Below are 13063 nucleotides of genomic sequence, written 5' to 3' on the forward strand. Positions count from 1 at the left end.
ACACGCGCGGCCGCCGGTCCGCACATGATGACGATGCCCGCGTCTCCGAGCCGCGCGGGCAAGGAAGCGAACGGAGAAGCACGGTGAGCGTGACCGCTGCACAGGGATTCCTCGCGAGCGGTGTGGCCGCCGGGATCAAGGAGTCCGGTGACCCCGACCTCGCCCTGGTGGTGAACCGTGGCCCGTCGCGCGCGGCGGCCGGGGTGTTCACCTCCAACCGGGTCCAGGCGGCACCGGTCCGCTGGTCCCGGCGTGCGCTGGCCGACGGGCGGATCTCCGCCGTCGTCCTCAACTCGGGCGGCGCCAACGCCTGCACGGGCCAGGCGGGCGCCGTCGATGCCCGGCTGATGGCCGAGCGTACGGCGCGGGAGCTGGGAGTGGACCCGTACGAGACCGCGGTGTGCTCCACCGGGCTCATCGGTGTGCTGCTGCCGATGGACAAGGTCACGGCGGGCATCGGCGCGGCCGCGGCCCGGTTGTCGCCCGAGGGGGGCGAGGACGCGGCCGTCGCGATCAAGACGACGGACTCGGTGCACAAGACGGCGGTGGCCTCCGGCCCCGGCGGCTGGACGGTGGGCGGCATGGCGAAGGGCGCGGGCATGCTCGCGCCCGGACTGGCCACCATGCTGGTGGTGCTGACGACGGACGCGGACGTGAGCGCGCCCGCCCTCGACGCCACGCTGCGGGAGGCGGTCCGTACGACCTTCGACCGGGTGGACTCGGACGGCTGCATGTCCACGAACGACACCGTGCTGCTGCTCGCGTCGGGGGCTTCGGGGGTGGCCCCGGACGCGGCCGACTTCGCCGAGGCGGTGCACACGGTGTGCCGTGACCTGGCGCGGCAGTTGACCGCGGACGCGGAGGGCGCCTCGAAGGAGATCGAGGTGGAGGTCGTCGGTGCGGCGTCGGATGGGGACGCCGTGACGGTGGGCCGCTCCGTGGCCAGGAACAACCTGCTCAAGTGCGCGCTGCACGGGGAGGACCCGAACTGGGGCAGGGTGCTGTCGGCGATCGGTACGACGGACGCCGTGTTCGACCCCGACCGCCTGGACGTGGCCATCAACGACGTCTGGGTGTGCCGGGACGGCGCGGCGGGCGCGTCGCGCGACAAGGTGGACCTGTCGGGACGCCGGATCAGGATCACGATCGACCTGCGCTCCGGTGACGCGTCGGCGGTGATCTGGACCAATGACCTGACCGCCGAGTACGTCCACGAGAACAGCGCGTACAGCTCATGAGCGCGGAGATGTCGCGGCTGGCGGAGTTCCGGGGCCGCACGGTCGTGGTCAAGTTCGGCGGCAACGCCATGGTCGACGAGGACCTGAAGCGGGCGTTCGCGCGGGATGTGGTGGAGCTGTGGCGGGCCGGGCTGCACCCGGTCGTGGTGCACGGCGGCGGACCGCAGATCAGCGCGTTGCTCGACCGGCTGGACCTGGAGGTCCGCTTCGAGGCGGGACTGCGGGTGACCACTCCGGAGGTCATGGACGTGGTCCGGATGGTGCTGACGGGTCAGGTGCAGCGGGAGCTGGTGGGGCTCATCAACCGTCACGGGCCGTTCGCGGTGGGGATGACGGGCGAGGACGCGCACACCATGACGGCCGTGCGGCGGATGGCCTGGGTGGACGGCGAACCGGTGGACATCGGGCTGGTCGGCGACATCGTCGAGGTGAACCCGGACACCGTGCGGGCCCTGCTGGAGCAGGGGCGCATCCCGGTGGTGTCCCCCGTGGCGCGGGGCGCCGACGGGCAGGTCTACAACATCAACGCCGATCTGGCGGCGTCCGCGCTGGCGGTGGCCCTCGACGCGGAGAAGCTGGTGATGCTGACCGACGTCGAGGGGCTGTACGCGAACTGGCCGCACAGCCCCGAGGTGATCGAGCACCTGACCGCCGGTGAGCTGGAGAAGCTGCTGCCGGAACTGGCGAGCGGGATGCTCCCCAAGATGGAGGGGTGCCTGCGGGCGGTCCAGGCGGGTGTGCGCATGGCGCACGTCCTGGACGGCCGGGTGCCGCACTCCGTCGTACGGGGCGTCTTCGCCGACAAGCACTCCGGCACCGCCGTGGTGCCGGACCCCGAGGAGGACCACGCATGACCGCCGACCGCGGCGAGGGGCTCACCGACCGCTGGCGTGCCGTGATGACGGACAACTACGGCACTCCCCCGCTGGCTCTCGTCAAGGGCGAGGGCAGCACCGTGTGGGACGAGACCGGGCGCGCGTACCTCGACTTCACCGGCGGGATCGCCGTGAACACACTGGGGCACGCCCACCCGGCCGTGGTGTCGGCGGTGAGCGCACAGGTCGCCCGGCTCGGTCATGTCTCCAACCTGTACGTCGCCGAGCCTCCCGTCGCCCTGGCGGAGCGGCTGGTGCGGCTGCTGGGCAGGCGAGGGCGCGTGTTCTTCGCGAACTCGGGGGCGGAGGCGATCGAGGCCGCGTTCAAGATCGCCCGCCGGACGGGACGGCCCCGTCTGGTGGCGGCCCAGGGCGGCTTCCACGGCCGGACGATGGGGGCGCTCGCCCTGACCGGGCAGCCCGCGAAGCGTGAGCCGTTCCTGCCGCTGCCCGGCGAGGTCACCCATGTGCCCTTCGGTGACGCGGCGGCGCTGCGGGCGGCGGTCACGGAGGAGACCGCGGCCGTCTTCATCGAGCCCGTGCAGGGCGAGGCCGGTGTGATCCCGGCGCCCGAGGGGTACTTGCGGGCGGCCCGCGAGATCACCCGGTCCACCGGCACGCTGCTGGTGCTGGACGAGGTGCAGACCGGCATCGGCCGCACGGGGCGCTGGTTCGCCCACCAGGCGGTGGAGGGCGTCGACCCCGATGTGGTGACCCTCGCCAAGGGGCTGGGAGGGGGCCTGCCGATCGGCGCCACGGTGGCGTTCGGCGCGGCGGCCGACCTGCTGACGCCCGGGCAGCACGGCTCCACCTTCGGCGGCAACCCGGTCGCCTGCGCCGCCGGTATCGCCGTACTGGACACCATCGAGGCGGAGGGGCTGCTCGCCCATGTGACGCGGGTGGGTGAGCGGTTGCGGCGCGGCATCGAGGAGCTGCGGCATCCGATGGTGCGGGAGGTGCGGGGCGCCGGCCTGTTGCTCGGTGTGGTCCTCGCCGAACCGGTCGCCCCGGGCGTCCAGAAGGCGGCGCAGGACGCGGGCTTCCTCGTCAACGCCGCGGGCCCCACGACCGTACGCCTGGCGCCGGCGCTGACGGTCGGCGAGGCGGAGGTGGACGCCCTGCTGGAGGCGTTGCCGGGCATTCTCGTCACCTGAGGGGTACGTCCACGGCAAGGGGCCGGCCCGGAAGTCGTTTCCGGGCCGGCCCCTTGCCGTGACGGTGGCCGTGCCGGTTCACAGCACGCGGGCGAGTACCCACGAATTGCGGCGCGGGTCGAGGGAGTTCGCCCAGGCGGCGGGTGCGAGACGCGCGTCGGCGGGTGCGAAGCCGTGCCGCAGGAAGAGGTCGCCACTACCGGTCGTCGCGGTGAACAGCGCGTACAGCGACTGGGCGGTCGCCCTGGCCAGCGCCGCGCGCATGAGCAGTTGGCCCACGCCCCGGCCCTGCCGGTGCGGTGCGACGCAGAAGTTGTACAGGACGCCCGTGGGCCCCCGGCCGCCGGCCGCGTCGGCGCGGTGGACGCGCAGGCCCAGGCAGCCGTCGAGGGTGCCGTCGGGGCCGTCCACGACAAGGAAGTCGGACGCGTCGGCGGCGTAGAGGGAGCGGGGCCGCTCCCGCAGGGCGCCGGAGCGGACGAACGGCCGTGACAGGGCCTCCAGAGCGGCGGCGTCCCCGGCGTGCGCCGATCGTACGGAGAGCGGGGCGTGCGGGGCGGTGCGGGCCGGCAGGGTGCCGAGGCGCGGGGTGGCCGTGATCAAGGGGGTCCCTTCCTTCGGTCCCACCGCGTCGCGGGAAGGGTGCCGGCCCTCGCGGCACCTGGGACATCAGACGCCACTAAGGTTAGCCTTACCTAATGGACTTGCCAAACGCGCGCCGGCGCCCACCGTGGGCCTACGCGCAGGGCCCGCCCGGGTAGTCGTCGCTCTCGGGCACTCCCGCCGCGCGCATGCGGCGCACGATCTCGTGCAGGGTGGCCTCGTCGTCCACGTACACGGGGCAGTTGATGTCCCGGTCGAAGACAGTGGGGCCCTCGGCGGTGTTCCAGATGACCCAGCGGTACGGGAGCGACGGCGCCCGCCACAGGTCGGCGTGGTCCTCGATGGCGTCGCTCTCCACACTGATCAGGCTCATCGTGCCGACTCCTCGGTCTCCCGGCCGTCGACGAACGTCGACACCACTTCGATGTCACCGATGCGTGACGTGCCGACCCGGCGCGGGTCGTCGCCCAGCACCACCAGGTCGGCGCGCCTGCCCGGGGCGAGCGTGCCCGCGCTGTCGTCCCAGTGGCAGGCGAAGGCGCCGGCGACGGTGTACGCGCGCAGCGCCTCGTCGACGGTGACGCCCTCGTCCGGGCCGATCACCCGGCCCGACTCGGAGGCCCGCTCCACCATGAACTGGACGGCCCGCAGCGGGGAGCCGTCCGTGACGGGACGGTCGGAGCTGCCCACCAGGGTGACGCCGTGGTCCAGGAAGCCCCTCCCCCGGTACAGCCAGGGGGCCCGGTCCTCGCCCATGATCGCGGCGTAGTCGTCGCCGAAGTAGCGCAGGAAGTTGGGCTGGACCACCGCCGCCACACCGAGCCGTGCGAAGCGGGGGAGCTGGTCGGGCCGGATCAGGCCGGCGTGCTCGACACGGTGCCGGGCCCCGGGGCGCGGCCGGACGCGCTGCGCCCGCTCCAGGGCGTCCAGGGCGAGGTCGGCGGCGCGGTCGCCGATGGCGTGGACGGCGAGCTGCCAGCCGGCGAGGTGGCCGGCCACGATGGTGTCCGCGATGCGCTCCGGGTCGTCCTGGAACTGCCCGGTGTGCTCCATGCCGTGGTAGGGGCGGGTGAGCGCGGCGGTACGGGCCATCATGCCGCCGTCGGTGTAGATCTTGAGCGCGCCCATGGAGAGCCAGTCGTCGCCGAACCCGGTACGCAGGCCGAGGTCGAGCGCGCGCGGTATGCCGTCGGAGTCGTGCGCGGCGACGGGGCCCAGCGTGTCACCGGCGGCCATGAGCTGCACACGGAGGGGCAACCGGCCCTGGTCGCGGAGGAGTTGGTAGGCGCCGAGTTCGACGGGGCTGTGGCCCAGCAGGCCGCCCCCGATGCCCGCTTCGGCGCAGGCGGTGACGCCTTCCCTGAGGCATTCCCGGCCGGCCCGCTCGATGGCGTCCGCGAGTTCGGCCTGGGAGTACGGCAGCCGCAGCCGCCGGGCGGCGGTCATGGAGCTCTCGGCGAGGAAGCCGTTGTCGTGGGGGACCTCGGCGGGCAGCAGGTCCAGGACGGCGCTGTTGACCACGCAGCCGTGTCCGGAGTCGTGCATCAGGAACACCTTGTGCCCGTGGCTGACCTTGTCCAGTTCGGCGGCGGTCAGGTGGCGCCCCAGGCCCCGCTGGTCGTACCCGGCGACGTCCACCCAGGCGCCGGGCGAGCTCTTGCGGGCGACGGCCTCCTCGATGACGGCCAGCACGTCCTCCACCCGTGTGCAGGGGGCGACGCTGGGTGTGCTCGCCTTCAGGCCGGTCCAGGCCAGGTGCACATGGCTGTCGATGAACCCGGGGAGCACGGTGGCGCCCTGGAGGTCGATCACCTCGCGCGCGGGCAGGGAGGTCACCGCGTCGTCCAGGCCCACGATCCGGCCGCGCCAGATGCCCAGGTCGTGGGCGACGGGGTGGCCGGGGTCCATGGTGACGATGTTGGCGTTCGTCAGCCGTGTGCAGAGCATGGGCGGTCCGTCCCTAGGGGGTTTCCGCGAGGGCCGCGTCGCCGGCCATGGCGGGGCGCTTGCGGGCGGTGGGAACCATCAGCGGAGTGCCGGTCTCGGGGTCGTCGATGATCCGGCAGGGCAGCCCGAACACGTCCTCGACCAGTTCGGCGGTCATCACCGTCGCCGGGTCGCCCTCGGCGGCGATGACGCCGCCGGGCTTCAGCACCACCAGGTGGGTGGCGTACCGGCACGCCTGGTTGAGGTCGTGCAGGACCGCGACGATGGTGTGCCCCTTGCGCTCGTGCAGGTCGGCGCAGAGGTTCAGCACCTCGATCTGGTGCGCGATGTCGAGGTAGGTGGTCGGCTCGTCCAGCAGCAGGATGGGCGTCTCCTGGGCCAGCACCATGGCCAGCCAGACGCGTTGCCGCTGGCCGCCGGAGAGGTCGTCGACGGGCCGGTCCGCCAGTTCCAGTACGCCGGTCTGCCGCATCGCCTCGACGACGGCGGCCTCGTCCTCGGCGGACCACTGCTTCAGCATCCGCTGGTGCGGATAACGGCCGCGGGCCACCAGGTCCCCCACGGTGATGCCACCGGGCGCGGTCGACGACTGCGGGAGCAGACCGAGCCTGCGGGCGACCTCGCGGGAGCGGTACGAGGAGATGGCGGCCCCGTCGAGGTACACCTCGCCGGTCTTGGGCCGCAGCATCCGGGCCAGCGCCTTGAGCAGGGTGGACTTGCCGCAGGCGTTGGGGCCGATGATCACCGTGAAGGAGTGGTCCGGGATGACGACTCCGAGGGAGGTGGCCACGGTCCGCTGCTCGTAACAGAGTGTCAGGTCCTCGGCGCGCAGCCGGGCGGTCGGGGGGATCGTCGCTGTCATGCGCGGCTCTTTCGCGATTCCGTGACCAGCAGCCAGATGAGGTACAACCCACCGATGGTGCCGGTCGCCGTGCCCACCGGAAGGAGAGCGGGTGAGAAGGTGCGCTGCACCGCGAGGTCGCTCCCGGCCAGCAGCAGGGCGCCCATGAGGGCGGCCGGGACCAGACCGGGGCCGGACGACCTGATCAGCTTGCGGGCGAGCTGCGGGGCGGCCAGCGCGATGAACCAGATCGGGCCGGTCACCGCGGTGGCGAACGAGGCCAGTGCGACGCTGATGAAGAGCAGCGCCATCCGGGTGCGCGGCACGTTGACGCCGAGCGCCATCGCCGTGTCGTCGCCCATCTCCACCATGGCGAGCCGGCGGGCGAAGCCGAAGGCGAGCGGGAGCAGCACCGCGACGGCGACGCCGACGGCTGCGGCGTGGTCCCAGCCCCGGCTGTTCAGGCTGCCGATCAGCCACGCCTGGGCCTCCAGCGCCTCCTGCCAGCTCGCCCGGGTGATGAGGTAGGAGTTGACCGCGAGCAGCAGGGCACTCACGCCGATGCCCATGACGACGAGCCGGAACCCGTGCATTCCGGTGCCGAACACCAGCAGGTAGACCAGGGCGGCGGTGGCCAGTCCGCCGATCAGGGCCCCGATCGCGATCTGGGTCATGCTGCCGTGGAGCACGACGATGACGAGGAGCGCTCCGGTCGCCGACCCGTTGGTGAAGCCGATGATGTCGGGGCTGCCGAGCGGGTTGCGGGTCAGGCTCTGGAGGATGGCCCCGCTGACCGCCAGCGCCGCGCCGACGCACAGCGCGGTCACGAGCCGTGGCATGCGGAGGGTGTTGACGATGAAGTCCGCGCCGCCCGACCCGTTGCCGGCCAGCGCCTGGAGCACCTCCGTGACGGACAGCTCGAAGTCCCCGGTGGTCAGGGTGATGCCCATGACCGCGACGAGCGTGACCAGCAGGGCCACCGTCACGGCCAAGGCGCGGCCCTGGACCCGCAGGGACAGCCGCCCCGCCCGGGTACGGACGACGAGGCCGCTCACCACGCGGGGCTTGGGGCCGCTCGCCGCGCGGGTCTCGGTGTCGTCCACGGAATCGTTCACCTTGTCGGTCGCCTGGGTCGCGGAGGTCCTGGCCTCCCGTACGGTGCTCACAGCATCGCCAGCTTCCGGCGGCGGCACAGCGCGATGAACAGCGGTGCGCCGATGAACGCGGTGACGATGCCGACCTGGATCTCGCCGGGCGCGCCGAGCACCCGGCCGAGGGTGTCCGCGCCGACCAGCAGGATCGGCGCGATCAGCATGGAGTACGCCATCACCCAGCGCTGGTCGGGCCCCACGATGAACCGGGCCATGTGCGGCACGACGAGGCCGACGAATGTGATCGGTCCCGCGGCGGCGGTGGCGGCGCCGCACAGCAGCATCACGGAAACGGCGCCGAGCACCCGCGTCCGGCCGACGTTGACGCCCAGGGCGCGGCCCATCTGGTCACCCATGGCGAGGGCGTTCAGCGACGGGGCGAGTGCCAGGGCGATCACCAGGCCGACGACGACGAAGGGGAGGACGACGTACACGACGTCGTAGTTACGGCCGGCGAGGGCGCCCACAGTCCAGAACCGGAACTGGTCGAAGGCCCTCGGATTGAGCAGCATCACCGCGGAGTTGAAGGCGTAGAGCACGGCCGTGACCGCCGCTCCCGCGACGACCAGCCGGTCGGGGGTCGCCAGCGTCCGCCCCGAGGAGCCCAGCAGGTAGACCACGAAGGACGCGATGGCCGCGCCGAGGAAGGCGAACCACACATAGCCCAGGGCCGAGCCCACGCCGAGGAACGCCATGGCCACCACCACACCGGTCGAGGCGCCCAGGCTCACGCCGAGCAGGCCGGGATCGGCGAGGGGGTTGCGGGTCAGCGCCTGCATGAGGGCGCCCGAGAGGCCCAGCCCCAGGCCGACCAGGAGGCCCAGCAGGGTCCGGGGTATCCGGTAGTCGTGGATGATGACCGAGGCTTCCGACCCGTCGGGCTGCCACAGCACGCTCCACGTCGAGGTGAACGGGATGTCCTTGGTGCCCACCCACACGCTGAGCAACGCGATCAGGAGCAGCGCGCCAAGACCCACGAGGAGTCCCACGCCCCGCAGTGCCGCCACCGCGGTGCGGCGCGTCGGAGGCGCGGCTGGATCGTCTGCACCCCTCTCGGATGCCGTCCGGGCCTCGACCGACAACAAGAATTACCCCCCGGCGGCAGATCGCGCAGCGCGCATAAATGTTATGTACATACAAGAAAGGCTGACTTAGGCGAGCCTAACCGAACCCGCGACACAGGGTCAACGGCCGTGCGTTTTCCGCGAGTCCGGGAGCCGGCGGGAGAGCTGCTCACTGGGCGGACGGGGAGCTTGGCGTCGCCCCTGATTAGAGTAGCCTTACCTAACTATCCAACCATCTTCGCGGAGGTACCGCATGCTCGAAGGAGGACCGACGGGGGGCCACGTCCTCCGGAGGGCGATCGGGAGCCAGCGTCGCCGCATCGCCGGGGCATCGCTCCTCGGGATGACGCACCAGGTGTGCGAGGCGATGGTTCCCGTCGTCATCGGCGTCATCATCGACGAAGCGGTGGCGACCGGTTCCTCCGGCGCGCTCCTGCGCTGGCTGCTGGTGCTCGCCGCGCTCTTCTTCGTCCTGTCGAACTGCTACCGGACCTCGGCCCGGATCACCGACGGGGCCGGCGAACACGCCGCGCACCGGATGCGCCTCGAACTCGGCACCCGGGTGCTCCACCCGCGCGGCGGAGCGGACACGGGCCGGCTGCCCGGCGCGCTGACCTCCATCGCCACCGGGGACGCCAAGCGGGTCGGCGCGGTCGCGGCCGCGCTGCCGTACGCCGTGTCGGCGGTCGCCGGACTGGCGATCAGCGCGGTGACCCTCCTGCGGATCTCGGTACCGCTGGGCCTCCTCATCCTGCTCGGCGTGCCGCCCCTGCTGTGGCTCGGCCACCGGATCAGCCGGCCCCTGGAACGGCGCAGCGAGATCGAGCAGGAGCACGCCGCGCACGCCTCCGGCGTCGCCGCCGACCTCGTCGCGGGCCTGCGCGTCCTCAAGGGCATCGGCGCCGAACCGGCCGCGGTGTCCCGCTACCGGCGGACCAGCCAGGACTCGCTGGCGGCGGCGCTGCGTGCCGCCCGCAGCCGCGCCTGGCACGCCGGCGCGGTGCTCTGTCTGACCGGCATCTTCATCGCCGTCATCGGACTGGTCGGCGCGCACCTGGCGATCCGCGGCTCCATCAGCGTCGGCGACCTGGTGGCGGCCGTGGGGCTCGCGCAGTTCCTCCTCGGCCCCTTCCAGCTCCTCACCTACGTGAGCGCCGAGTTCGCCCAGGGCCGCGCCTCGGCCGGCCGGATCGCGGAGGTCCTCGCCTCGCCGCCCGCCGTGCCGGAAGGTTCCGCCACGCCGGCCCACCCCGTTGCCGGGCGGCTCGGGCTGCGCGGGGTCACGCACGGCGCGCTGCACGGCGTCGACCTCGACATCGAGCCCGGCGACTTCGTCGGCGTCGTCACCAAGGACCCGGCGGCGGCGACCGATCTGCTGCTGTGCCTGGGCCGGGAACTGGACCCCGCGGAGGGCGAGATCCAGCTCGACGGCGTATCCCTCACCTCCCTCGACCCCGACGCCGTGCGTGGCGCGATCCTGGTCGCCCACCACGACGCCGACCTGTTCGAAAGCAGCCTGCTGGACAACGTCCTGGCCGGGACGGACGGCGACACGGTGGACATCGAGCCGGCACTGGCCGCCTCCGCGGCGGACGACGTGGCGCGTGCCCTGCCCGAGGGCGTGGACACCGTGCTCGCCGAACGCGGCCGGTCCCTGTCCGGCGGACAGCGCCAGCGCGTCGCGCTGGCCCGGGCCCTCGCGGGCGATCCCCCGGTCCTGGTCGTCCACGACCCGACCACCGCCGTCGACACGGTCACCGAGTCACGGATCGCCGCCCGCCTGCGGGAGCTGCGCCGGGGCCGCACCACGATCCTGGTGACGACCAGCCCCGCCCTGCTCGCCGTGACGGACCGCGTCGTGGTCCTCGACGGCGGCACCGTGAGCGCGGACGGCCGCCATCCGGACCTCGTCGCCGCCGACGAGGCGTACCGCTCGGTGGTGCTGGCGTGACGGCCGTGACCGACGAACCAGTGAACGACAACGGCGCGAACGACGAAGGCGCGCAACGCAAGCGCGCGAACGACACAGGACGGGAACCGATGAGCGGAACCAGCACACGGGGCGCCGGCCCGGAACGCGAGCTCCTGCCGATCGCCACCGGCGCCGAGACCCTCGCCGTCGTGCGCGCGCTGCTGCGCCGCCACCGGCTCCTGGCGGTCTCCGCCGTGACCGTGCTCCTCATCGGCACCGGCATCGGCATGCTGACCGCACCGCTGCTCGGCCGCATCGTCGACCTGGTGGTCGACCGGCGCGGTCCCGGCTCGCTGACGCTGCCGATGGTCCTGCTCATCGCCGTGGCCATCGGCAGGGGCGTGGGCACCGCGATCGGCAGCTCCCTCGTCGCCCGGCTCGGCGAGAGCATCCTCGCGAGCCTCCGCGAGCGGTTCATCGAGCGGGCGCTGCGGCTGCCGCTGGAGCGCGTCGAGAAGGCCGGTTCGGGCGACCTGACCTCCCGGGTGACCGGTGATGTCACGCTGATCACCAAGGCGGTGCGGGAGGCGCTGCCCGAGTTCAGCAGCGCCCTGCTCACCATCGGCCTGACCCTGACCGGCCTCGCCGTGCTGGACTGGCGCTTCCTGGCCGCCGTCCTGCTGGCCGTGCCGGTCCACGTCCTCACCGTGAAGTGGTACATCCCGCGCTCAACGCCCGTGTACGCCGCGCACCGGGTGGCGACCGGTGCCCTCCAGCACCAGCTCCTCGACAGCGTCGGCGGCGTACGGACCGTGCGCGCGTTCCGGCTGAACGACAGGCACGCGGGACTGCTGGAGCAGCGGTCGCGGGAGGCCGTCGGGCTCGCCCTGAAGGGCATCCGGCTCTACTCGGGGTTCTTCTCGCGGCTCAACATCGCCGAGTTCGTCGGCCTGACGGCGGTCCTGGTCACCGGATTCCTGCTGGTCGACAACGGTTCGGTGAGCATCGGCACGGCGACGGCGGCGGCGCTGTACTTCCACAGCCTGTTCAACCCCGTCAACGCCGCGCTCTTCCTGATCGACGAGGCCCAGTCCGCCGGCGCGAGCCTCGCCCGCCTGGTCGGCGTCTCCCGCCTGCCGGCCGAGCGGGAGCCCGACGGGTCGGCCGCGCCGGTGGACGGTTCGGTCAAGGTGTCCGCGCTGAGCCACGCGTACGTCTCCGGGCACCAGGTGCTGAGCGACGTCGATCTGGAGGTGCGCTCCGGGGAGCGGGTGGCGCTCGTCGGCGCCAGCGGGGCCGGCAAGACGACGCTGGCGAAGCTCATCGCGGGCGTCCACCAGCCGTCCGGCGGCTCGATATCCCTGGGCGGCGTCGACAGCCGGGAGCTCGGCCCCGACGGCATCCGGCGGGCGGTGACGCTGATCAGCCAGGAAGTCCACGTGTTCGCCGGGCCGTTGGCCGAGGACCTGCGGCTGGCCCGGCCGGACGCCACCGACGAGGAGCTGCGCGCCGCGCTCGCCCGGGTCGACGCCCTCGGCTGGGCGGAGGCGCTGCCCGACGGCCTCGGCACGGTGGTCGGCGAGGGCGGGCACCGGCTCACGGTGACCCAGGCCCAGCAGTTGGCCCTGGCCCGGCTCGTCCTCGCCGACCCCCCGGTCGCGATCCTCGACGAGGCCACCGCGGACGCCGGCAGCGCGGGCGCCCGCACCCTGGAGACGGCCGCGCTGCGGGCCCTCGAGGGCCGTACGGGCCTGATGGTCGCCCACCGCCTCCCCCAGGCCGCCACCGCCGACCGCGTCGTCGTCCTCGACCAGGGCCGTGTCGTCGAGACCGGCACCCACGAGGAACTGGTGGCCGCGGGCGGGCGCTACGCCGCCCTGTGGTCCGCCTGGTCCGACAGCCGTCGCCAACCGGACGGCGCCGCGTCCTGAGACCCGTCACCAACGCGTGAGGCCCCTGGGGGATCCCCCAGGGGCCTCACGCGTTCCGCCGGTCCCGGCCGCCCGTGCGGCCCCCGCGCGGCCGGGTCACGCCCGGCCGTGGCAGCCCCCGTACCGGGACCCGCTCGCCGCCGGCGCGGCCCAGCCGGGGAGGCCCGGGCCGGGCATCGGCCACCCTCCGGGGCGGCCCACACGGCCCCCGACGGGCCGCCCCGCCGGGGCGGGGTCACGCACTACGGTGCGGTCGCGCCGTTTCCGAGGTGGGCGTTGAGCCGCCACCCCCGTGAACGCACAGCGCCGCCCCCGGTGAGCGAGGGGCTCACCGGGGGCGGCGACTG

Annotated in this window: 11 protein-coding genes; 5 read left to right on the forward strand and 6 right to left on the reverse strand. The window is 73.3% G+C overall.

The features are described 5' to 3' along the window. Positions 1 to 83: 83 nt before the first annotated feature. From argJ to ACZ46W_RS23830, 3 genes are read left to right on the forward strand one after another with little or no spacing between them, the layout of a single operon-like run. Positions 84 to 1238: a bifunctional glutamate N-acetyltransferase/amino-acid acetyltransferase ArgJ gene (gene argJ, locus ACZ46W_RS23820; RefSeq protein ID WP_468340845.1), complete on the forward strand. Its 1155-nt coding sequence runs from the start codon at positions 84 to 86 to the stop codon at positions 1236 to 1238. After that, positions 1235 to 2092: an acetylglutamate kinase gene (gene argB / locus ACZ46W_RS23825; RefSeq protein WP_468340848.1), complete on the forward strand. Its 858-nt coding sequence runs from the start codon at positions 1235 to 1237 to the stop codon at positions 2090 to 2092. The genes argJ and argB overlap by 4 nt, the downstream gene beginning before the upstream one ends. Then, positions 2089 to 3267, forward strand: coding sequence for an acetylornithine transaminase (locus tag ACZ46W_RS23830; RefSeq protein WP_468340850.1), 1179 nt, complete (start codon positions 2089 to 2091; stop codon positions 3265 to 3267). Before argB ends, ACZ46W_RS23830 begins: the two co-directional genes overlap by 4 nt. A 78-nt stretch (positions 3268 to 3345) precedes the next feature. On the opposite strand, the gene ACZ46W_RS23835 is transcribed toward ACZ46W_RS23830, so the two are convergent. The 6 genes from ACZ46W_RS23835 to ACZ46W_RS23860 form a co-directional block, all read right to left on the reverse strand. After that, positions 3346 to 3870 carry a GNAT family N-acetyltransferase gene (locus tag ACZ46W_RS23835; RefSeq protein ID WP_468340853.1) on the reverse strand — a complete coding sequence of 175 codons (525 nt, stop codon included), beginning with the start codon at positions 3868 to 3870 and terminating at the stop codon, positions 3346 to 3348. 133 nt (positions 3871 to 4003) lie between these two features. Next, positions 4004 to 4243, reverse strand: coding sequence for a hypothetical protein (locus ACZ46W_RS23840; protein ID WP_468340856.1), 240 nt, complete (start codon positions 4241 to 4243; stop codon positions 4004 to 4006). Beyond that, positions 4240 to 5817 carry an amidohydrolase gene (locus tag ACZ46W_RS23845; protein ID WP_468340859.1) on the reverse strand — a complete coding sequence of 526 codons (1578 nt, stop codon included), beginning with the start codon at positions 5815 to 5817 and terminating at the stop codon, positions 4240 to 4242. Before ACZ46W_RS23845 ends, ACZ46W_RS23840 begins: the two co-directional genes overlap by 4 nt. A gap of 13 nt (positions 5818 to 5830) precedes the next feature. Next, the gene (locus ACZ46W_RS23850; protein ID WP_468340862.1) at positions 5831 to 6679 is read right to left on the reverse strand and encodes an ABC transporter ATP-binding protein; all 849 of its coding nucleotides are present in this window, start codon (positions 6677 to 6679) and stop codon (positions 5831 to 5833) included. Then, positions 6676 to 7644: a FecCD family ABC transporter permease gene (locus ACZ46W_RS23855; RefSeq protein WP_468341170.1), complete on the reverse strand. Its 969-nt coding sequence runs from the start codon at positions 7642 to 7644 to the stop codon at positions 6676 to 6678. The genes ACZ46W_RS23850 and ACZ46W_RS23855 overlap by 4 nt, the downstream gene beginning before the upstream one ends. 176 nt (positions 7645 to 7820) lie before the next feature. Beyond that, a complete protein-coding gene (locus ACZ46W_RS23860; RefSeq protein ID WP_468340865.1) occupies positions 7821 to 8891 on the reverse strand; it encodes a FecCD family ABC transporter permease in 1071 nt (356 codons plus the stop codon). A 235-nt stretch (positions 8892 to 9126) separates the two neighbouring features. Between ACZ46W_RS23860 and ACZ46W_RS23865 the strand changes: the two genes are divergently transcribed. Then, positions 9127 to 10824 (forward strand): ABC transporter ATP-binding protein, encoded by a 1698-nt coding sequence (locus ACZ46W_RS23865; protein WP_468340868.1) that lies wholly within the window; start codon positions 9127 to 9129, stop codon positions 10822 to 10824. An 89-nt stretch (positions 10825 to 10913) separates the two neighbouring features. Beyond that, complete coding sequence (locus ACZ46W_RS23870) at positions 10914 to 12716, forward strand: ABC transporter ATP-binding protein (RefSeq protein ID WP_468341173.1); 1803 nt, start codon at positions 10914 to 10916, stop codon at positions 12714 to 12716. Positions 12717 to 13063 lie beyond the last annotated feature (347 nt).

This window comes from Streptomyces sp. NPDC031064, assembly GCF_055570965.1.

What these genes read in the sequence shown, in the direction of transcription:
- ACZ46W_RS23865 (WP_468340868.1), top strand. Translation starts at nt 9,127, where the DNA reads ATGCTCGAAGGAGGACCGACGGGGGGCCACGTCCTCCGGAGGGCGATC.
- ACZ46W_RS23830 (WP_468340850.1), top strand. Translation starts at nt 2,089, where the DNA reads ATGACCGCCGACCGCGGCGAGGGGCTCACCGACCGCTGGCGTGCCGTG.
- ACZ46W_RS23870 (WP_468341173.1), top strand. Translation starts at nt 10,914, where the DNA reads ATGAGCGGAACCAGCACACGGGGCGCCGGCCCGGAACGCGAGCTCCTG.
- ACZ46W_RS23840 (WP_468340856.1), bottom strand. Translation starts at nt 4,243, where the DNA reads ATGAGCCTGATCAGTGTGGAGAGCGACGCCATCGAGGACCACGCCGAC.
- ACZ46W_RS23850 (WP_468340862.1), bottom strand. Translation starts at nt 6,679, where the DNA reads ATGACAGCGACGATCCCCCCGACCGCCCGGCTGCGCGCCGAGGACCTG.
- argB (WP_468340848.1), top strand. Translation starts at nt 1,235, where the DNA reads ATGAGCGCGGAGATGTCGCGGCTGGCGGAGTTCCGGGGCCGCACGGTC.
- ACZ46W_RS23845 (WP_468340859.1), bottom strand. Translation starts at nt 5,817, where the DNA reads ATGCTCTGCACACGGCTGACGAACGCCAACATCGTCACCATGGACCCC.